The organism is Actinophytocola sp. KF-1 (assembly GCF_054661535.1).
In genome coordinates this window covers 477,083-497,211 of record NZ_BAAFVK010000007.1, presented here as the reverse complement: position 1 = coordinate 497,211, position 20,129 = coordinate 477,083, and the positions used below count along the sequence as shown (strand labels likewise).

14 protein-coding genes are annotated in these 20,129 nt (G+C 70.5%); 4 read left to right on the top strand and 10 right to left on the bottom strand.

Features of this window, described 5'->3' with window-relative positions:
- Positions 1–375: 375 nt before the first annotated feature.
- From ACYQ77_RS23870 to ACYQ77_RS23845, 6 genes are all read right to left on the bottom strand, one after another.
- The gene (locus tag ACYQ77_RS23870) at positions 376–1,380 is read right to left on the bottom strand and encodes a LacI family DNA-binding transcriptional regulator (protein ID WP_459714906.1); all 1,005 of its coding nucleotides are present in this window, start codon (positions 1,378–1,380) and stop codon (positions 376–378) included.
- The gene (locus ACYQ77_RS23865) at positions 1,377–2,771 is read right to left on the bottom strand and encodes a GH1 family beta-glucosidase (protein WP_459714904.1); all 1,395 of its coding nucleotides are present in this window, start codon (positions 2,769–2,771) and stop codon (positions 1,377–1,379) included. The genes ACYQ77_RS23870 and ACYQ77_RS23865 overlap by 4 nt, the downstream gene beginning before the upstream one ends.
- Complete coding sequence (locus tag ACYQ77_RS23860) at positions 2,768–3,604, bottom strand: carbohydrate ABC transporter permease (protein WP_459714903.1); 837 nt, start codon at positions 3,602–3,604, stop codon at positions 2,768–2,770. Before ACYQ77_RS23860 ends, ACYQ77_RS23865 begins: the two co-directional genes overlap by 4 nt.
- On the bottom strand, positions 3,604–4,599 hold the full coding sequence (locus tag ACYQ77_RS23855; RefSeq protein ID WP_459714901.1) for a carbohydrate ABC transporter permease: 996 nt from the start codon (positions 4,597–4,599) through the stop codon (positions 3,604–3,606). Before ACYQ77_RS23855 ends, ACYQ77_RS23860 begins: the two co-directional genes overlap by 1 nt.
- Entirely contained in the window at positions 4,596–5,867 is a 1,272-nt protein-coding gene (locus ACYQ77_RS23850; protein ID WP_459714899.1) for an ABC transporter substrate-binding protein, read from the bottom strand. The genes ACYQ77_RS23855 and ACYQ77_RS23850 overlap by 4 nt, the downstream gene beginning before the upstream one ends.
- A gap of 342 nt (positions 5,868–6,209) precedes the next feature.
- Positions 6,210–7,586, bottom strand: a complete 1,377-nt coding sequence (locus ACYQ77_RS23845) for a carbohydrate-binding protein (protein WP_459714897.1) — start codon at positions 7,584–7,586, stop codon at positions 6,210–6,212.
- 372 nt (positions 7,587–7,958) lie between these two features.
- On the opposite strand from ACYQ77_RS23845, the gene gltB reads away from it, so the two are divergent.
- Together gltB and ACYQ77_RS23835 are read left to right on the top strand one after the other, a co-directional pair.
- On the top strand, positions 7,959–12,527 hold the full coding sequence (gene gltB / locus ACYQ77_RS23840) for a glutamate synthase large subunit (RefSeq protein ID WP_459714895.1): 4,569 nt from the start codon (positions 7,959–7,961) through the stop codon (positions 12,525–12,527).
- Positions 12,520–14,040, top strand: a complete 1,521-nt coding sequence (locus tag ACYQ77_RS23835; protein WP_459714893.1) for a glutamate synthase subunit beta — start codon at positions 12,520–12,522, stop codon at positions 14,038–14,040. The genes gltB and ACYQ77_RS23835 overlap by 8 nt, the downstream gene beginning before the upstream one ends.
- 66 nt (positions 14,041–14,106) lie before the next feature.
- Here ACYQ77_RS23835 and ACYQ77_RS23830 read toward each other — a convergent pair whose 3' ends face one another.
- A complete protein-coding gene (locus ACYQ77_RS23830) occupies positions 14,107–15,003 on the bottom strand; it encodes an LLM class flavin-dependent oxidoreductase (RefSeq protein WP_459714892.1) in 897 nt (298 codons plus the stop codon).
- Between the two features lie 72 nt (positions 15,004–15,075).
- On the opposite strand from ACYQ77_RS23830, the gene ACYQ77_RS23825 reads away from it, so the two are divergent.
- A complete protein-coding gene (locus tag ACYQ77_RS23825; RefSeq protein WP_459714889.1) occupies positions 15,076–15,498 on the top strand; it encodes a MarR family winged helix-turn-helix transcriptional regulator in 423 nt (140 codons plus the stop codon).
- Between the two features lie 1,195 nt (positions 15,499–16,693).
- On the opposite strand, the gene ACYQ77_RS23820 is transcribed toward ACYQ77_RS23825, so the two are convergent.
- Genes ACYQ77_RS23820 through ACYQ77_RS23810 form a run of 3 tightly spaced genes read right to left on the bottom strand, consistent with a single transcriptional unit; the run spans position 16,694 to position 18,979 of the window.
- The gene (locus ACYQ77_RS23820) at positions 16,694–17,089 is read right to left on the bottom strand and encodes a VOC family protein (protein WP_459714887.1); all 396 of its coding nucleotides are present in this window, start codon (positions 17,087–17,089) and stop codon (positions 16,694–16,696) included.
- 48 nt (positions 17,090–17,137) lie between these two features.
- On the bottom strand, positions 17,138–17,524 hold the full coding sequence (locus ACYQ77_RS23815; RefSeq protein WP_459714885.1) for a hypothetical protein: 387 nt from the start codon (positions 17,522–17,524) through the stop codon (positions 17,138–17,140).
- An 18-nt stretch (positions 17,525–17,542) separates the two neighbouring features.
- Positions 17,543–18,979, bottom strand: a complete 1,437-nt coding sequence (locus ACYQ77_RS23810) for an aromatic amino acid ammonia-lyase (protein WP_459714884.1) — start codon at positions 18,977–18,979, stop codon at positions 17,543–17,545.
- Between the two features lie 137 nt (positions 18,980–19,116).
- Here ACYQ77_RS23810 and ACYQ77_RS23805 point away from each other — a divergent pair, with 137 nt between their 5' ends.
- Positions 19,117–20,097 carry a trypsin-like serine peptidase gene (locus tag ACYQ77_RS23805; protein WP_459714882.1) on the top strand — a complete coding sequence of 327 codons (981 nt, stop codon included), beginning with the start codon at positions 19,117–19,119 and terminating at the stop codon, positions 20,095–20,097.
- The last annotated feature ends 32 nt before the right edge of the window (positions 20,098–20,129 follow it).

Sequence of the window (20,129 nt, the reverse complement as noted above, 5' to 3'; positions counted from 1 at the left end):
CGCTATCCGCGCCCTCAAACGCCACCTCTCCGACGTCATCTACCGGGCATTGAAAGCCGACCACCAGCACCAACACCACCATGCTGCCGCGGCTTGACATAGAAGCTTCTTCGGCGTCCGGCTCCGCCGGATTGCTGCGCAACCCTTGACCCGCGAGCCTCCGCCACCCTAAGACAGGCCCTGACGGGCAGGCTGGCGCCTGCCCGCCCCATTGCCCGCCACCACCACCGAACCATTTCCGGGGTAGCCCGCAGGTTCGGCTTCTCGACGGAGGTGGACCTGGCGCCTGTGGCGCGGGGTGCTTCCGCATGTGCGGAAGGGCCCTTCACCACCGCCACCGTGAGGATGGGGTCCTTTCATCGCGGTGCCGGTGGGTCAGGCCGACTCGCGTTCCACCAGTTCTGTGGGCAGGACCACGGGGTCGGCGACCGGGTCGCCGCCGATCTGGGTCAGCAGCAGTTCCGTCATGGTGCGGGCCTGGTCGACGATGGGCTGGTGGATGGTCGTCAGCGGGGGCTCGGTGTGGCGGGCCATCTCGATGTCGTCGTAGCCGACCACCGCCACGTCGTCGGGGACGCGGCGGCCCGCGTCCCGCAGGGCGCGGAGGGCGCCGATGGCCATCAGGTCGTTCGCGGCGAAGACGCCGTCCAGGTCCGGGTGGCGGTCGAGCAGTTCGGCCATGGCCTGCTGGCCCGACTCGCGGGTGAAGTCGCCGTACGCGACGCGGTCGGCCTTGCGGCCGGCGGCGGACAGGGCCTGGCGATAACCCGACAGGCGGTCGATGCCCGCCGTCATGTCCTGGGGGCCCGCGATGGTGGCGACGCGGCGCCGGCCCGACGACAGCAGGCGCTCGGCCGCCAGCTGGGCGCCGCCCACGTTGTCGACGTCTACATAGGACAGGCCGGGTACCGGGTGGGCGGGGCGGCCGTGGACCACCGTGGGGATGCCCGCCTCGACCAGCAGCCGGGGGAGGGGGTCGTCGTCGTGCATCGAGGCCAGCAGGACGCCGTCGACGTGTCCACTTCGGACGTAGTCCGCCAGCTGGGCGTGCTCGGCGGTGTTCTGGGCGTTGACCAGCACCAGCTGGACGCCGGTGCCGATCAGGGTCTGGCTCGTCGCGATGATGATGTTGCCGAGGTAGGGGTCGTTCAGCACCGTCGCGTCCGGCTCGCGCATCACCAGCGCGATGGAGTCCGTCCTGCGCATCGCCAGGCTGCGGGCCGCGCGGTTGGGCACGTAGCCGAGCGCGGCGATGGCGGACTCGACCGCCACCTTCACCTCGGGGGACACCCTCGGCGACCCGTTGATCACCCTGGACACGGTCGCCCGCGACACCCCCGCCTCGGCGGCGACGGTGTCGAGCGTGGGCTTCGAATTCATTCCTCGTCTATGCCGTTCGTCCGAATCACCTGCCGGTACCAGTGTGCACTGTCCTTCCACACCCGCGCCTGCGTCTCGTAGTCCACGTGCACGATGCCGAACCGCTTCGCGTAGCCGTAGGCCCACTCGAAGTTGTCCAGCAACGACCACACGAAGTATCCCCGAAGGTCCACCCCGTGCGTGATCGCCTCGTGCACGACCTCCAGATGGTCCCGCAGGTAGGCGATCCGGTCGTCGTCCCGCACCCCGTCGACGCCCGGCTCGTCGTCGAACGCGGCGCCGTTCTCCGTGATCATCAACGGTATCGGGCGGTACTGGTCGTGCAGCCGGTGCACCACGTTGCGCAGGCCCTGCGCGTCGATCGCCCAGCCCATGGCCGTCTGCGGGCCGGGTGGCTGGACGAACCGGACGTCGCGGCAGCCCGGCCACGGCGACGGCCCGTCGTGCGGCATGCCCACGTCCACCAGCGTCGGCGTGTAGTAGTTGATGCCCAGCAGGTCGATCGGCGCCGCGATCACCGCCAGGTCGGCGGGCAGCACGAACGACCAGTCGGTGAGCCGGGCCGTGTCGCGCAGGACGTCGACGGGGTAGTGGCCGCGGAACAGCGGGTCCAGGAACAGGCGGTTCGCCAGCCCGTCGATCCGGCGCACGGCGTTCGTCGCGGCCGTCGACGTCTGCACGGGCAGCACCGACGACAGGTTCAGCGCGATCGACACCCGCGCGGACTCCGGCAGCACCCCGCGCAGCGCCTGCGTGCCCAGCCCGTGCGCCAGCAGCAGGTGGTGGGCGGCCCGCAGCGCGAGCGCCGGGTCGGTCCGCCCCGGCGCGTGCTCACCGGAGGCGTACCCGAGGAAGGCGGAACACCACGGCTCGTTCAGCGTGGTCCAGACGGGGACCCGGTCGCCGAGCCGTGCCCCTACGAGCTCGGCGTACTCCGCGAACCGGGCCGCGGTGTCCCGCGCCCCCCAGCCGCCGGAGTCCTCCAGCTCCTGCGGCAGGTCCCAGTGGTAGAGCGTCAGCATCGGCTCGATGCCGTGCGCGACCAGCTCGTCCACCAGGCGCTCGTAGTGGTCCAGCCCCGGCGCGTTCGCCGGGCCCTTGCCCGTCGGCTGGATCCTCGGCCACGACACCGAGAACCGGTACGCGGCCAGGCCCAGCTCGGCCATCAGCCGCACGTCGTCGCGGAACCGCCGGTAGTGGTCGGCCGCCACGTCCCCGGTGTCGCCGTTCGCGACCCGGCCCGGCGTGTGGCTGAACGTGTCCCAGATGGAGGGGCCACGCCCGTCCACGGCCGCCGCGCCCTCGATCTGGTACGCCGCCGTCGCCGCGCCCCACACGAACCCCTCGGGAAACCTCAGTGGCTGGTGGTTCACTCCGCGAGCTCCGTTCATCCCTTCACCGCCCCCTGCATGATCCCTCCGATGATCTGCCTGCCGAGCAACAAGAACACGATCAGCATCGGGAACGTCGCGATGACCGTCCCCGCGAGCACGAGCGAGTAGTCCACCTCGATGCCGCTGCGCGTGTTGGCGATCGCCACCTGCACGGTCGGGTTCTGCGTGTTCAGCAGGATCAGCGGCCAGAACAGGTCGTTCCAGTAGGTGATGAACGTGAGCAGCCCCAGCACCGCCGCGCCCGGCCGCGCGATGGGCAGCACCACGTTCCAGTAGATCCGCAGCGTCGACGCGCCGTCCACGCGCCCCGCCTCCAGCAGCTCGGTCGGCATCGCCGAGTACAGGTACTGGCGCATGAAGAACACGCCGAACGCGCTCACCAGCGCGGGCACGATCACGCCACGCAGGTCGTTGGCCCAGCCGAACCACTTGGTGACCATGATGTACAGCGGGATGATCGCGAGCTGGGTCGGCACCAGCATCGTGGCGACCACCGCGGTGAACAGCCCGCCGCGGCCGCGGAAGGTCAGCTTGGCGAACGCGAAACCGGCGAGCGTGGACGTGAACACGACCGCGACCGTGATGGTGCCGGCGACGATCACCGAGTTCGTCAGCGCCAGCCCGAAGTTGCCCTGCTCGAACGCCGTGGCCAGGTTGTCCCACAGCGAGCCGCCCGGCACGAGCGGCGGGGGATAGCGGCCGATCGCCGACTGGTCGCGGGAGGACACCACGATCGACCAGTACAGCGGGAAGATCGAGACGATGATGATCGCGAACAGGATCGCGTACGTGCCCCAGCGGGCCTGGTCCGGTGACCGTCGTCGTGCCATCAGTCGTCCGCCGATCGGATCCGGCGCACCAGCAGGAAGTTGACCAGTGCGATCACGACGGTGACGAGGAACAGGGTCCACGCGATCGCGGCCGCGTACCCGTACCGCCCGTTCGTCCAGAACTGCTGGTACAGGTAGAGGACCACGGTCTGGAACTCGCGTTCCGGGCCGCCGTTGTTGTTGCGGGTGGTGTCGAACAGGAACGGTTCGGCGAACAGCTGCAGCGCGCCGATGGTCGACACGATCACCGTGAAGATGATGGTCGGCCGCAGGCTGGGGATCGTGATGTGCCAGAACTGCTGCCGGCGGCTCGCCCCGTCGATCGACGCCGACTCGTACAGCTCGTACGGGATGGTCTGCATCGCCGCCAGGTAGATCAGCGCGTTGTAGCCGGTCCAGTGCCAGATCACCATCGACGACACCGCGAGCCACGACGACCACTTCTCGGCACGCCAGTCGACCGGGTTCTCCATGAACGGCTGCAGGAACCAGTTCAGCAACCCGAAGTCGCGGGCGAAGATCTGGTTGAAGATCAGTGCGACCGCCGCCACCGACGTGATGTAGGGGACCAGCACGCCCATGCGCAGGAACAGCCGCCCGCGCAGCCGGTAGTTCAGCAGGTGCGCGATGCCCAGCGCCAGCAACAGCTGCGGCACCGTCGACACGATGCCGATGCCGAACGTGTTGAGCAGCGCGTTGTGGAAGTTCTCGTCGGCGAACAGCCTGGTGTAGTTGTCCAGGCCGACCGAGACGTCCTCGCTGCCGGGCTTGCGCGGGCTCCACGCGGTGGTCGAGATGACCGCCGTGTAGATCAGCGGGAACAGCCCGAAGACCGCGAACAGCCCGAAGAACGGGAGGATGTAGAGGTACGGCGAGCCCTTGACGTCGAGGCGGTACCAGAAGCGGTACCACCAGGTCCGCCTGCGCGAGTACGACCCCGAGGGGCGCCCCGGTGACTTCGGTGGCGCCCCACGGTCCGTGAGCTGAGTGCTCATCCCTCGCCCGCGGCGGCTTCGATGTCGGACATCGCCGACTGCCACGCCTTCTCGGGATCGGTGCCCTGTTCGACGCTGTTCAGCGCACCGGCGAAGGTGTTGCCGATGACGCCGCTCTGCGGGCCGACCACCTGCACCGGCGCGTTCTCCAGCGACTCGGGGTAGATCTTCCCGGCGGGCGCGTTCGAGAAGAACTCGGACGTGAAGTCCGCGACCTCCGGCTGCGACCAGGTCGACTCCTGGCTCGGGAAGTTGCCGATCGTCTTGAACAGCTTGATGTTCTGCTCCGGCGCGGTCAGCCACTTCGCCAGCTCGACGGCCTTGTCGACGTTCTTGCCCTGCGCGGGCACCGTCACGTACGAGCCGCCCCAGTTGCCGGAGCCGCCGGGGATCTTCGCGATGTCCCACTTGCCCTTGGTGTCCGGCGCGTTGCCCTGGATGTAGCCCATCATCCACGCGGGGCAGGTGATCGTGGCGAACTGGCCCTGCTGGAAACCGGTGTTCCACTCGGGCGAGAACTCCGGCAGCGCGGCCGACTGGCCTGCCTTGATCGCGTCGACCGTGAGGTCCCACGCGTCCTTCACGGCCGGGTTCTTCTCGACGATCAGCTCACCGTCGGCGTTGTAGAACGTCTCCTCCTCGTTGCCGAGGATGCCGGTGAACACGTGCCCGCCCGCGTCGAACCACTTGGTCTTCGGCATCTTCTGCTGGAACCGCTTGCCGACGTCGACGTAGTCCTCCCACGTCTCCCACAACGCGGAGACCTGGTCGCGGTCGGTCGGCAGGCCCGCCTGGGAGAACAGGTCCGTCCGGTAGCACATGGCGAGGCCGCCGATGTCGGTCGGCAGGCCGATCAACGCGCCACCGTCCGGGTTGGTCGCGCGCTGGATCGTCGACTCGGTCCACTGGCTCGTGTCGACGCCCTTGTCCTTGAAGTCGACGAACAGGTCCGACTGCCCGATGAAGCCGGACACCTGGCCGACCTCGATCACCTCGAGGTCCGCCGTGCCCGAGCCCGCGGTCAGCCGGGCCTGCAGGTTCTGGTGGTGCGTGCCGAAGTCGCTGCGGTTCTCGACGATCTTGACGCCGTGCGCCTTCTCGTACTCCTCGTACAGCTCGCGGTTGTCCGGCAGCGAGAAGCTGTCGCCGAAGACGTTGATCGTGATCGTGTCGCTGCCGCCGCTCTCGCCGGAGTCACCGCCCGAACCACAGGCCGTGAGGACGAGGGCGGTCGCGGCAACGCACGCGACGATCCCTGAGTTACGCATGGTTGGCCTCCTGAGGCCACGACAGTGTGGTCATTGGTCGCTTCGCTCCTCCGCTCAACCGCCGTCTTCCCTCGTCGCGTGCTCGGCGCTGGCGCGCCTGCGCGCGCTCCTCGGTCCAGACGGCGACCGCTCCGTCTCTCAGCTCCCGCGTGGAGCGTGAGAGCGCTCTCATGGGTGCACGAAGGATCTCGGGCGACCGCGCTCAAGTCAAGACCCCGTAACCGGGACGTTGCGGACAAAAGTGCCGGTCCCCGCACCTGGGACGGGGTACGGGGACCGGCGAGAAGCGATCCGAGCCTCCGCATGGCCTGTTCGGGTCGCGCGGATCGCCGTCTACCGGGCTCAGCGAGCGAAGGTGAACCAGTCCACGTTCACGTAGTCCGCGGGCTGGCCGCTGGTGAACGTCAGGTACACGTCGTGCACGCCCGTGACCCCGGAGATGTTGGCCGGGATGTTCCGCCAGCTCTCCCAGCCGCCCGTGTTGGCGACCGCGAAACTGCCGATCGGCGGGTTCGACCTGGCGTCGAGGCGCACCTCGACCAGCCCGCTCACGCCGCCGGCGGCACCGGACGCCACCCTGGCCGTGAACTGCCGCGCCGCGGTGGAACCGAAGTCGACACCCCGGTACAGCGCCCAGTCGCCGTTCGCGATCCAGCCCATGTACTGGCCGCCGCCGGTGTTCGCCGCGCCCGCGACCTGCACGCCCGCCTGCTGCTGGAAGCTCTCCGCCTCGATCTGCCGGTAGGCGGTGCTGGGCGGCGGGTCGGTCGGGTTGCCGCCACCGCCGCCGCGCGACCACACGGCGACGTAGTCCACCAGCATCGGACGGCCGGGCACGGTCTCGGCCGTCGGGGTCCGGAAGCCGGCCACGCCGTCCGGGAAGGCTCCGCCGATCGCGAGGTTCAGCAGGATGAAGTACCCCGCGTGGGAGGTCATCTGGTTCCACGTGTCGGTGCCGATCTGGCTCTGCGACACCGAGTGGAACTGCTGGCCGTCGACGTACCAGCGGAGCTGCTTCGCGCCGTCGTCCCACTCGAACCGGTAGGTGTGGAAGGCCGACTGGCAGGAACTGCCGGGGCACGCCCGGTTCGCGCCGATGCCCTGGGTCTCGTTGCACGGCCCGCCCGGGTTCACGCCACAGTGGAGCACGCCCCACACGGCGTTGATCCCGTTGACGTTCTCCATGATGTCGAACTCGCCGATGCCCGGCCAGTTCCAGTAGTTGCCCCGGTAGGGCGAACCGAGCGCCCAGAACGCGGGCCAGTAGCCGAGTGCCGCGTTGCCGGTGACGTTCGGCATCTGGATGCGGCCCTCGATGCGCAGCGTGCCGCCCGACGGGGGCTTGAAGTCGCCCCGCTGGGTCTCGATGCGGGCCGAGGTCCAGTTGCCCGCGCTGTCCCGCAGGGGAGTGATGCGCAGGTTGCCGCCGCCGTCGAGGCTGACGTTCGCGGGGTTGTTGGTGTGGTAGGCGATCTCGCCGGTGCCCCAGTTGCCTGGGCCGCCGGGATAGCCGTGCCCGATGTCGAAGATCCAGTTCGACGACGACGGCAGCGTGCCGGCCGAGCCGTTGAAGTCGTCCGCCCAGACCTGCGTCCAGCCGGAGTCGGGCGGCGGCACGGAGGCCTCCGCCGTGTAGGTGAGTGGTGCGATCACGAGTGCCGCTGCGGCGGCCGCGCCGAGTGCGAACCTTCTCCGCGATGGCGCGCGTGTACTGGGCATGGGCGGTGACCTCCTCGTCACGCTCGGGCAGGGGTTCCGAGTGCCCGCAAATGGGCCGCAGATGTTGCCGCTGCCCATGGAAGCGCTCTCACGACTCCTTGTCAACAGGCAGGCACGGTTCGCTGTTCTTCCATTCCAGGCGTCGTCGGTTACGCTCACGTAGGCGAGGCAGCCGGCTCCCGAGGAGCCCCACCAGGGCGAAGGGCGCTTTATCGCGGGGATCACCCAGATCGTTACATCCGACGGCGAAAATCCGCTGTCGACTCATGGCTCCTGGGTTTCGGGACTGTTAAGCTCACGTCAACACGCGGGCCACCGCCGTCCCGCGCCCAGCTAACAGTTGAGCGCGAGGACGACGAGGGAGGTCGACGCGTGATCTATTCCGCCGTACCCACCGCACGAGGTCTTTACGACCCCACCACCGAACGTGACGCGTGTGGCGTGGCGATGGTCGCCGACATCCAGGGGCGCAGGTCACACGGCATCGTGACCGACGCCCTCGTGGCGCTGGCCAACCTGGAGCACCGCGGTGCCGCGGGCGCCGAGCCCACCAGCGGCGACGGCGCGGGCATCCTGCTCCAGCTCCCCGACGGCCTGCTGCGCGCGGTCGTCGACTTCGAACTCCCCGCCCCGGCGCGGGACGGTGCCGCCACCTACGCGGCGGGCATCGCCTTCCTGCCCCAGGACCTCGACCAGCGGGCCAGAGCCGTCTCGCTGGTCGAGCGCATCGCCAAGGAAGAGGGCCTCGAGGTCCTCGGCTGGCGGGACGTGCCGATCGCGCCGGACGCCGCCGACGTCGGCCCGACCGCGCGTTCGGTCATGCCGCACTTCGCGATGCCCTTCGTGGCCGCGCCCACCGACGGCGCCGGCAACCGGATCGGCGGTCTCGAGCTGGACCGGCTGGCGTTCTGCCTGCGCAAGCGCGCCGAGCACGAGAGCGTGGCGGCCGGCTGCGGCGTCTACTTCCCGTCGCTGTCCGCGCGCACGGTCGTCTACAAGGGAATGCTGACGACCGCGCAGCTGCCGGTGTTCTTCACCGACCTCACCGACCCGCGGCTCGAGAGCGCGATCGCGCTGGTGCACAGCCGGTTCTCCACCAACACGTTCCCGTCGTGGCCGCTCGCGCACCCGTTCCGGTTCGTCGCGCACAACGGTGAGATCAACACGATCCGCGGCAACCGCAACCGCATGCGGGCCCGCGAGGCGCTGCTGGCGAGCGACCTCATCCCCGGCGACCTCACGCGGCTGTACCCCATCTGCGACCCCGAGGGCTCGGACTCCGCGTCCTTCGACGAGGTCCTCGAACTGCTGCACCTCGGCGGGCGCAGCCTGCCGCACGCGGTGCTGATGATGATCCCGGAGGCGTGGGAGAACAACGCCACCATGGATCCGAAGCGGCGCGCGTTCTACAAGTTCCACGCGAGCCTGATGGAGCCGTGGGACGGCCCGGCGTCGGTCACCTTCTCCGACGGCACGCTCGTCGGCGCGGTGCTCGACCGCAACGGCCTGCGTCCGGCGCGGTGGTGGCGCACCACCGACGACCGCGTCATCTTCGCGAGCGAGACCGGTGTGCTCGACGTCCCACCGGACCAGGTCGTCGCGAAGGGACGGTTGCAGCCCGGCCGCATGTTCCTCGTGGACACCGAGGCAGGCACGATCGTCGACGACGACCAGATCAAGTCGGAGCTCGCCGCGGAGCGCCCGTACGAGGAGTGGCTGCACGCCGGACTGCTCAAGCTCGCGAACCTGCCCGACCGCGAGCACGTCGTGCAGACCAACGAGTCCGTGCTGCGCCGCCAGCTCTCCTTCGGCTACACCGAGGAGGAGCTGAAGATCCTGCTCGCGCCGATGTCGGTCACCGGCGCGGAGCCGATCGGGTCGATGGGCACCGACACACCGCCCGCGGCGCTGTCGAAGCGGTCCCGGCTGCTCTACGACTACTTCAAGCAGAACTTCGCCCAGGTGACGAACCCGCCGCTGGACGCGATCCGCGAGGAGATCGTCACCTCGGTGCAGCGCATCATGGGCCCCGAGCAGAACCTGCTCGAGCCCGGTCCCGCGTCGTGCCGCCACATCCAGCTGCCGTACCCGGTGATCGACAACGACGAGCTGGCGAAGCTGATCCACGTCAACGACGACGGCGACATGCCCGGCTACGCCTGCACGGTCATCGCCGGGCTGTACGAAGTGGACGGTGGGGGCGACGCGCTCGCCGCCGCCATCGAGCGGGTGCGCCGCGAGGCGTCGGAGGCCATCGCCGCCGGTGCCCGCACGCTCGTGCTGTCCGACCGGGACGCCGACCACCGCATGGCGCCGATCCCGTCGCTGCTGCTGGTGTCCGCGGTGCACCACCACCTGGTGCGCACCAAGGAACGCCTCCGCGTCGCGCTGGTCGTCGAGACCGGGGACGCGCGTGAGGTCCACCACGTGGCGCTGCTGCTGGGTTACGGCGCCGCGGCGGTCAACCCGTACCTGGCGTTCGAGACCATCGAGAACATGGTGCGCCGCGGCGCCATCACCGGCATCGAGCCGCAGCGGGCCGTGCGCAACTACGTGGGCGCGCTGGTCAAGGGCGTGCTCAAGATCATGTCGAAGATGGGCATCTCGACCGTCGGCGCCTACACCGCGGCGCAGGTGTTCGAGGCGTTCGGGCTCGCGAACGAGGTGCTGGACGAGTACTTCACCGGCACCAGTTCGAAGCTGGGCGGCGTCGGCCTCGACGTGATCGCCGCCGAGGTCGCCGTGCGGCACCACCAGGCGTACCCGGAGAACCCGACCGACCGCGTCCACCGGCGCCTCGAGGTCGGCGGCGAGTACGCCTACCGCCGCGAGGGCGAGCTGCACCTGTTCACGCCGGAGACCGTCTTCCTGTTGCAGCACGCGACGAGGACGCGGCGCGAGGAGGTGTACCGCAAGTACACCGAAGAGGTGGAGCGGCTCAACCGCGAGGGCGGCGCGCTGCGCGGGCTGTTCAGGTTCCGGACCGAGGGCCGCGCGCCGATCCCGCTCGACGAGGTCGAGCCGGTCGAGAACATCCTCAAGCGCTTCAACACCGGCGCCATGTCCTACGGCTCGATCAGCCGTGAGGCACACGAAACCCTTGCCATCGCGATGAACCGCATCGGCGGGCGCTCGAACTCCGGTGAGGGCGGCGAGGACACCGACCGGCTCTACGACCCGGAGCGGCGGTCGGCGGTCAAGCAGATCGCGTCCGGCCGGTTCGGTGTGACGAGCGAGTACCTGGTCAACGCGACCGACCTGCAGATCAAGATGGCGCAGGGCGCGAAGCCGGGCGAGGGCGGTCAGCTGCCGCCCAACAAGGTGTGGCCGTGGATCGCACGCACGCGGCACTCGACCGCGGGGGTCGGCCTCATCTCCCCGCCGCCGCACCACGACATCTACTCGATCGAGGACCTGGCGCAGCTCATCCACGACCTCAAGAACGCGAACGAGCACGCCCGCGTGCACGTGAAGCTGGTCAGCGAGCTGGGTGTGGGCACGGTCGCGGCCGGGGTGTCGAAGGCGCACGCGGACGTGGTGCTCATCTCGGGCCACGACGGCGGCACCGGCGCCTCCCCGCTGAACTCGCTGAAGCACGCGGGCACGCCGTGGGAGGTCGGGCTCGCCGAGACGCAGCAGACGCTGATGCTCAACGGTCTGCGCGACCGGATCACCGTGCAGGTGGACGGCGCGATGAAGACCGGCCGCGACGTCGTGGTCGCGGCGCTGCTCGGCGCCGAGGAGTACGGCTTCGCGACCGCGCCGCTGATCGTGGCGGGCTGCGTCATGATGCGCGTCTGCCACCTGGACACCTGCCCGGTCGGCGTCGCGACGCAGAACCCGGTGCTGCGCGAGCGGTACACGGGCCAGGCCGAGCACGTGGTCAACTTCTTCCACTTCGTCGCGAACGAGGTGCGGGAGTACCTGGCGGAACTCGGTTTCCGCACCCTCGACGAGGCGATCGGGCACGCGGAGCTGCTGGACGTCGACGACGCCGTCGACCACTGGAAGGCCAAGGGCCTCGACCTGTCGCCGGTGTTCGAGGTGCCGGAGACCACCTACTCGAGCGCCCGCCGCCGGATCCGTGGCCAGGACCACGGCCTCGACCAGGCGCTCGACCGCACGCTCATCCAGCTCGCCGAGGCGGCGCTGGAGGACGCACACCCGTTGAAGCTGGAGCTGCCGGTGCGCAACGTGAACCGCACCGTCGGCACCCTGCTGGGCGCCGAGGTCACCCGCCGCTACGGCGGGGAGGGCCTGCCCGACGGGACCATCCAGATCGAACTGACGGGCTCCGCGGGCCAGTCGCTCGGCGCGTTCCTCCCGGCGGGCATCACGCTCGATCTGGTCGGCGACGCCAACGACTACGTCGGCAAGGGCCTGTCCGGCGGGCGGATCATCGTGCGCCCGCACCCCGACTCGGCGTTCGCCGCCGAGCAGCAGGTGATCGGCGGCAACGTGATCGCCTACGGCGCGACCAGCGGGGAGATCTTCCTGCGCGGCCGCGTCGGGGAACGGTTCTGCGTCCGCAACTCCGGCGCCACCGCGGTCGCCGAAGGGGTGGGCGACCACGCGTTCGAGTACATGACCGGCGGCCGGGCAGTGGTGCTCGGGCCGACCGGGCGCAACCTGGCGGCCGGCATGTCCGGCGGCATCGCGTTCGTGCTCGACCTGGACGAGAAGATGGTCAACACGGCGATGGTCGACCTGCAGCGACCGTCCACCGAGGACCTGAGGTGGCTGCGCGACGTCGTCGCCGCGCACCACAAGCACACCGGATCGGCGGTAGCAGCGTCGCTGCTGGGCGACTGGACACGCCGCGCGGCGTCCTTCACGAAGGTCATGCCGCGCGACTACCAGCGCGTGCTCGAGGCGATGCGGCTCGCCGCGGCCGAGGGGCGCGACATCGACGAGGCGGTCATGGAGGCTTCGCGTGGCTGACCCCAGCGGTTTTCTCAAGCACGAGCGGAAAGACGCACCGAAGCGGCCCAAGCCGGACCGGCTGGCCGACTGGCGCGAGGTGTACCTCGACCAGGAGCCCGAGGAGCGGAACAAGCAGGTCCGCGCGCAGGCGACGCGGTGCATGGACTGCGGCATCCCGTTCTGCCACTCGGGTTCGGCGGGCTGCCCGCTCGGCAACCTGATCCCGGAGTGGAACGACCTCGTGCGGGTCGGTGACTGGCCCGCGGCCAGCAACCGCCTGCACGCCACCAACAACTTCCCCGAGTTCACCGGGAAGCTGTGCCCGGCGCCGTGCGAGGCGGCGTGCGTGCTGGCGATCAACCCGCTGTCCGGCGGCGCGGTCGCGATCAAGCGCGTCGAGGAGACCATCGCCGAGGTCTCGTGGGAGAAGGACCTGATCCGCCCGCGCCAGGCGATCGTGTCGTCGGGCAAGAAGGTCGCGGTCGTGGGTTCCGGCCCCGCCGGCCTCGCGGCGGCGCAGCAGCTGACCCGCGCCGGGCACGAGGTCACCGTGTACGAGCGGGACGACCGGCTCGGCGGGCTGCTGCGGTACGGCATCCCCGAGTTCAAGATGGAGAAGAAGGTCCTCGACCGGCGCCTCGCGCAGTTGCGTGAGGAGGGCACCCGGTTCGTGACGGGCTGCGAGGTCGGCGGCAGCAAGCCGGGCGACCTGTCGGTGGAGACGTTGAAGTCCCAGTACGACGCGGTGGTCCTGGCAGTCGGCGCGCTGCGCGGCCGCGACGCACCGGACATCCCCGGCCGGCACCTGAACGGCGTGCACCTCGCGATGGAGCACCTGGTGCCCGCCAACAAGGAGTGCGAGGGCGACGGCCCGACCACGATCTCCGCGCAGGGCAAGCACGTGATCGTGATCGGCGGCGGTGACACCGGCGCCGACTGCTACGGCACCGCGACCCGCCAGGGCGCCACGTCGGTGACGCAGCTCGACCAGTACCCGCAGCCGCCGACGGTCCGCGACGACGAGCGGTCGCCGTGGCCGGTGTGGCCGTGGATCCTGCGTACCTACCCCGCGCACGAGGAGGCGGGGGAGCGGCGGTTCGCGGTCGCGGTCGAGTCCTTCGTGGACGACGGCGACGGCAACGTCCGCGCGGTCCGGCTGCGTGAGGTGAGGGTCCGCCGCGACCCGGTGACGGGCGTCCGCGAGGTCACCCCGGTGAACGACCACGTCGAGGAGCTGCCTGCCGACCTGGTGCTGCTGGCGATCGGCTTCGAGGGCGTGGAGCGCATGCCGCTGCTCGACGGCCTCGGCCTGTCGCTCACCGCCCGCGGCACCCTGTCGTGCGGTTCGGACTGGCAGACCCGGTCCGAGGGCGTCTTCGTCTGCGGCGACGCCCACCGCGGCGCGTCCCTCGTCGTGTGGGCGATCGCGGAGGGCCGGTCGGTGGCCAACGCCGTGGACGCGTTCCTCACCGGCCACTCCGACCTGCCCGCCCCGGTGATCCCGACGGCACTGCCACTGGCCGTCGTCTGAGAACTTGGGCCCGCACAACGTCGTGCGGGCCACGTGACGCCTGACCCCGCACGACGATGTGCGGGGTCAGGCCGCTTTCGTGGACACCGCCTCGCGCACGGCCGGTGCGATCTCCTCCGCCCAGCGCCCGAGCAGGACGTCGACCGGGGTGCCGTCCTGGACCGGGAAGTAGCTGAACCCGGCGGCGCCGTGCTCGAGCACCGCGCCGGTCAGCTCGTCGATCCACTGGTCGACCGAGCCGCCGAGCCAGCGCCCGTCCCGCCGCGTGTTCGGCAACGGCCGGTCGGTGATCCGCCCGGGCAGGTTGTAGATCGTGGCCACATCGGACGGTGCCCGCCCGGCGTCGGTGGCCGCCTCGTCGATGATCGGCCGCGACCAGCGGTACCGGTCACTCAGCCAGTCGGCCGCGTGCCCGGGAATCCACCCGTCGGCGAGTTTCCCCGTCACCGCAAGCGATTTCGGCCCGTTGGACCCGGTCCAGATCCGCGGCGCCGGCGCGGCCGACGGCGGGATGTCCACGAGCCGGTGGAACTCCCCGTCGAACGTCACCGGGTCACCGCCCCCGGAGAGCAGCCGCACGACGGTCATCGACTCCTCGAACGCCCGCACGGCCGCGGCGGGTTCGCGGCGCGGCATGCCCATCCGCTCGATGTCCTCCCACGAGCCACCGGCGCCCATGCCGAGCACGACCCGCCCGCCGGTCAGCTCGGACAGGCTCGTCACGGTCCGCGCGAGCATCGCCGTGGGGCGCAACGGGTTCGTGACGTTGACGAACCCGGAGATGTTCGTCGTGCGCCCGAGCAGCACGGAGATCGCGGCGTAGGCGTCGAGCCGGTCGCCGAAGTACGGGTGGTCGGACACGCTGACCACGTCGAGCCCCTGCCGGTCGGCCTGCTCCGCGTGCCGCAGCAACGTCGCCGCCGACGCCGAGGCGGAGTCGAGCCCGAAACCGAAGACGGTCATGACCATTCCCTCCCTGTTGATTCACGTCGTAAACCATTTATAGCATGAACCAATCGGGTAGGCTGGAACGCGATGACCACAGACGATCGCGAACTCGCCACGGCACTGGTCGGGCTCTCGCACCACGTGCTGCACCTGTTCGCCGACGTGGGTCGCTCGCACGGCCTGTCGCAGCAGCAGACGGAGCTGATCTGCGCGGTCGTGGTGCCGGGCCGCATCCGCATGGCCGACCTGGGTCGGCAGCTGCACATGGAGAAGTCGGCGCTGTCCAACCTCGTCGACCGTGCCGAGCAACGCGGCCTGCTGACCCGCGCCCGCGACGAGAACGACCGCCGCGTGACGTGGGTGACACTGACCGAGGCGGGGCACGAACTGGCGGTGCGCACCCACTGCGAGGTCACGGCCCGCACGTCGGAGCTGGTCAGCAAGCTCTCGCTCACCGACCAGCGCCACCTGACGGACGTGGTCCGCCGCCTCCTGGAGGAAGCGGACTGAGTTGTCCACAGCCGGGCACGTTGTCCACAGCCAAGATCGACAACCCCGGAACTGTCGGCACCCCCCGATAGACTGGCGTCGGGGTGGCCCCCCGGGTTCGGGTGGGGGCTGCCTAGGTGAGGTACTGGGCGGCAGCAGCGAAATCGTTTGCGCCGCGCGACCGGCGACCGCCGCCGAGGACCGGCGACCCGCCGCCGCGCGGGATCGGCGAACCGCCGCTTGGGATCGGCGAGCCGCTGCTTGGGGTTGGCGAGCCGCCGTTCGGGGTTGGCGACCCGTTCGGGATTGGCGAGCCGCTTGGGGTTGGCGAACCGCCGCTTGGGGTTGGCGAGTCGCTGCTTGGGGTTGGCGAGCCGCTGCTTGGGGTGGGCGAGCCGCCGTTTGGGGTTGGCGAGCCGCTGCTTGGGGTTGGCGAGCCGCCGTTTGGGGTTGGCGAGCCGCTGCTTGGGGTTGGCGAGCCGCTGCTTGGGGTGGGCGAGCCGCTGCTTGGGGTGGGCGAGCCGCCGTTCGGGGGGGGCGACCCGTTCGGGGTTGGCGACCCGCTGCTCGGGGCTGGCGAGCCGCCGTTCGGGGTTGGTGACCCGTTCGGGATTGGCGAGCCGCCGCTCGGGATTGGCGAGCCGCCGCTTGGGGTTGGCGAGCCGCTTGGGATTGACGAACCGCCGCTTGGCGTTGGCGAGCCGCTTGGGATCGGCGAACCGCTGCTCGGGGTTGGCGAGCCGCCGTTCGGGATTGGTGACCCGCCGCTCGCGATCGGCGACGGCAAGGTCGAAGGGCGCAAGCCCATCACCACAAAGGACTGCTGCCTGCCATCCCGTCGACCTGGCGAAGCCCGATCACGCCGGGTCAAGGGGGCCCGAAGCACGACGCGCCCACATGCCCAAAGCCGTCGGGCCCCCTTGACGCGGTGTGATAGCCCTCCGGGAGGTCGACGGGATGGCAGGCAGACCCTGGACACCAGTCCTTGCCAAACCAGCCCCGTGCAAGACCCCCGCCATCCCGGAGACCAGCCCCTCCGGCGAGGAGGCCCGTCCGGCAGGACGCCCTCCGGCGAGGACGCCCGTCCGGCGAGGACACCACCCAGGACGGGGACAACCCAGGACGGCGAAACCCCGCACAAGGCAAACCACCAAGCCAGACCGCCAAGCCAGACCGCCAGTCCAGACCGCCAAGCCAGACCGGACCAAACCCCCGCTCAGGTCAGGTTCAACTGCCAGGACACGCCGAACCGGTCGTTGCACCAGCCGAACTTCTTGCTGAACCCGTGGTTCCCGAGCGGCATGAGCACCCCGCCGTCGGCCGACAACGCCGCGAACAGCCGGTCGATCTCCGCCTCGTCGGCGCAGTCGACGTACAGCGAGACGGCGGGCGTGAACCCGAACCCGTGCTTGACGGCGCTGTCGATGCACATGAACTCCTGCCCGGCGAGCGTGAAGGTCGCGTGCATCACCGAGCCCTCCGCGCCGGGGCCCTCCGGGCCGTACCGGGTCAGCGACAGCACCTCCGCGTCGGCGAACAGCGACCGGTAGAAGGTCATCGCCTCCTCGGCCTTGCCCTCGAACATGAGGAAGGTCGTGATCTTCTGGGTCATCGCACACTCCTACAGTCGTCGCTTATATAAGCGGTGACTGTAGCAGGGTCAGAAGAGCTTGCCCGCCAGCAGGCTGTTCGCCACCACCCACAGCGCGGCGATGATCGCCAGGCAGACGAGGGGCACCCACGCGCGCGGCCGGTAGGGCGGCGCGAACCGCAGCCACGTCAACAGCAGGCCACCGGGCAGGACGAGCAACACGGGCACCGTCAGCAGCTTGACCACCGTCTGCGAGTGCCGGCACCAGTCCGGCTCGCCGGGCTGGTAGTCGCTCTCCGGGCCGCAGCCGTCGGTGATCAGCGGCGACAGCAGGCCGACGACGAACGTGAGCACGCCGAGTCCCACGAGCAGCACCGAGCCGACGGCCGCGAAGGCCAGTCCGGCGGTGGGTTCCTCGTCGCTCTCCTGACTGCCCGTTTTGTCCTCGTCGGTCACGGTCGTGATGATTCCAGGTCAGATCTCGGACAACGGCTCCAGGAGGGCCGCCGCCTTCGTGAGGTCGTCGGAGAACGGGCGGTCGGCGGTGCTCTCGTCCAGTGAGGCGTCCGCCAGGTCGAACGCGTCACGGACCGGCAGGTCCATCAGGTCCGCCGGGCGCATGCGCAGCGCCCGCACCGCGGCGACCAGCTCGCACGCCAGCACCTGCCGGTACGCGTCCACCGCCGCTCTGGCCTGGCGCGCCGCCTGGGTGGAGAAGCTCGCGTGGTCCTCCACGCCGCGGGACACCACCGCGGTGCCGAGCGTCACCGGCAGCGCTGCCTGCCGCAGCATCGCGAGCGCGTCGTGTGCCACGTACTCCAGGATCATCACGCCCGAGCTGCCGGGCGGGCCGTCGGCGAGGAACGCGGGCAGGTCGGTGAACGACGGCTCCACCAGGTCGCCCAGCCGGGCCGCGGACAGCTCCGCGACGTGGTGCACGGTCGCCCGCGCCTGGTCCAGCGCGGTCGCGAGGTAGGCGGTGTGGAAGTGCGCGTGGTGGAACACGTCCCCGGCGGCGAGCGACACCATCGGGTTCTCCGTGCTGGCGTTGATCTCGATGGTCAGCACGTTCCGCAGGTACGCGACCGCGTCCAGCGCCGGGCCCTGGACCTGCGGGAACGCGCGCAGACCGTACGGGTCCTGGATGCGCCTGCCCGGCTTCGGCGCGCCGGTCATGCCCAGCAGCCGCCGCATCTCGCCCGCGCACTGCACCTGCCCGGGGTGCGGCCGCGCGGCGTGCACGGCGGTCGCGTACGCCTCCGGTGAGCCGCCGAGCACGACGTACGACAGCGCCGCGACCACGTGGCTCGCCCGCAGCAGCCGCTCCAGCGACAGGCACGCGAGCGTCGCCTCTGCCAGGGTCGCGGCGTTGCTGCTCATGAACGCGAGCGCGTCGGAGGTGTCGAACGGCACCGGCGGCAGGTGCCCGATCGCCCACGGCCGCTCGCCTGCCAGCGTCAGCGCCGTCTCCGCCAGCACGGTCAGGTCGCCGGTGCCGATGGCGCCGGTCGCGTGGACGCGGGGGAGCGCGCCGCTGGTCAGCGCCTCGGCGAGCGCGGTGAGCAGGCGCGGGTGCACGCCGGAGCCACCCGCGGCGAGCTGGTTGAGGCGGATCAGCAGCATGGCGCGCACGTGGTCGTCCGGCAGCGGGTCACCGGCGCCGCCCGCGTGGCTGCGCAGCAGGCGCATGCCGTGCTCGGGGCCGGAGTCGTCGTCGACGGTGAGGTCGCGGTTGGCGCCGACACCGGTGGTGCGGCCGTAGATCTCGCGGCGTGCCGACAGCTCGGTGACCAGCCGCCACGCGTCCTCGGCCCGGCGCACGGCCGCCTCGTCGACCGTCACCGCGTCCCGCTCCAGCGCCACCTGCCGCACGTCCTCGCAGCGCAGCGTTCGACCGTCCACTGTGAACATGTCGCCAGAGTAGAACCACCGGGAATGTCATCCCTCGAATGGCGGGTCCGATGGCCCGAAACCCCCGGGTAACGTCCGACGATGACCTATCCCCTGCACGGCTCACTCGATCGGGGTAAGCCGAAAGGTAGGTGCGTATGAGCAAGAAGTTGTGGCGGTCAGCAGTGGCGCTGGCGGCCGCGTGCCTCGCCGTCCCGGCGTTCACGGCCACCGCGCAGGCCGCGCCGGCCGCGCCGGCCGCGCACGCCACCGTGCACCTCGCCGCCGACACCGCGGCCGAGGCACGTGCGGTCGCCGCGAAGTGGACACCGGAGGCGATGCGCAACGCGATCCCGCTGGACCGGCTGTTGCCGAGCGTGGACGCGTCGAAGCTGACCCAGGACGTCGCCAAGGGCGCCGCTCAGGTCGTGGCGCCGTCGGACGGCGCGTCGACGATGGCGTTCCCGTCGGGCGGCGCGGCGTGGACCGGCGGCGGCAAGGTGGTCACGACCGCGGGCCGCGTGTTCTTCACGTACCAGGGCCGGCAGGCCTCGTGCTCCGGCAACGCCGTGACCAGCGCGAACAAGAGCACGGTGATCACCGCCGGGCACTGCGTGAAGCTCGACGGCGCGTTCCACACGAACTGGGTGTTCGTGCCGGCGTACAACAACGGCAACGCCCCGTACGGCACGTGGACCGCGCGGGCGACCATGGCGACGCCGCAGTGGGTCGCGTCGGAGGACATCAACTACGACGTCGGCGCCGCGGTCGTGAACCAGCTGAACGGTCAGAGCCTCACCGACGTCGTCGGCGGCCAGGGTGTCGCGTTCAACCAGGCGCGCGGGCAGAACATGTACGCGTTCGGCTGGCCCGCGGCCTCGCCGTACGACGGCACGAAGATGATCTACTGCAGCGGCACGGTGTTCAACGCCTTCCTGTCCAACGGCATCGGCATGACGTGCAACATGACCGGCGGCGCCAGCGGCGGGCCGTGGTTCCTGCAGTTCAGCGAGGCGAGCGGCACCGGCCTCGTGAACTCGGTGAACAGCTACAAGATCAACTTCATCCCGACCTGGATGTTCGGCCCGTACTTCGGCGCCGACGCCCAGAACCTCTACAACCAGGCACAGGCGGCCTGATTCCGGGGTGCGAGGGGGCGGCCGTCGCGGTC

Coding starts and splice junctions, on each gene's coding strand:
- ACYQ77_RS23870 (WP_459714906.1), bottom strand. CDS start 1,380: ATGAATTCGAAGCCCACGCTCGACACCGTCGCCGCCGAGGCGGGGGTG.
- ACYQ77_RS23865 (WP_459714904.1), bottom strand. CDS start 2,771: ATGAACGGAGCTCGCGGAGTGAACCACCAGCCACTGAGGTTTCCCGAG.
- ACYQ77_RS23860 (WP_459714903.1), bottom strand. CDS start 3,604: ATGGCACGACGACGGTCACCGGACCAGGCCCGCTGGGGCACGTACGCG.
- ACYQ77_RS23855 (WP_459714901.1), bottom strand. CDS start 4,599: ATGAGCACTCAGCTCACGGACCGTGGGGCGCCACCGAAGTCACCGGGG.
- ACYQ77_RS23850 (WP_459714899.1), bottom strand. CDS start 5,867: ATGCGTAACTCAGGGATCGTCGCGTGCGTTGCCGCGACCGCCCTCGTC.
- ACYQ77_RS23845 (WP_459714897.1), bottom strand. CDS start 7,586: ATGCCCAGTACACGCGCGCCATCGCGGAGAAGGTTCGCACTCGGCGCG.
- ACYQ77_RS23830 (WP_459714892.1), bottom strand. CDS start 15,003: ATGACCGTCTTCGGTTTCGGGCTCGACTCCGCCTCGGCGTCGGCGGCG.
- ACYQ77_RS23825 (WP_459714889.1), top strand. CDS start 15,076: ATGACCACAGACGATCGCGAACTCGCCACGGCACTGGTCGGGCTCTCG.
- ACYQ77_RS23820 (WP_459714887.1), bottom strand. CDS start 17,089: ATGACCCAGAAGATCACGACCTTCCTCATGTTCGAGGGCAAGGCCGAG.
- ACYQ77_RS23810 (WP_459714884.1), bottom strand. CDS start 18,979: ATGTTCACAGTGGACGGTCGAACGCTGCGCTGCGAGGACGTGCGGCAG.
- ACYQ77_RS23805 (WP_459714882.1), top strand. CDS start 19,117: ATGAGCAAGAAGTTGTGGCGGTCAGCAGTGGCGCTGGCGGCCGCGTGC.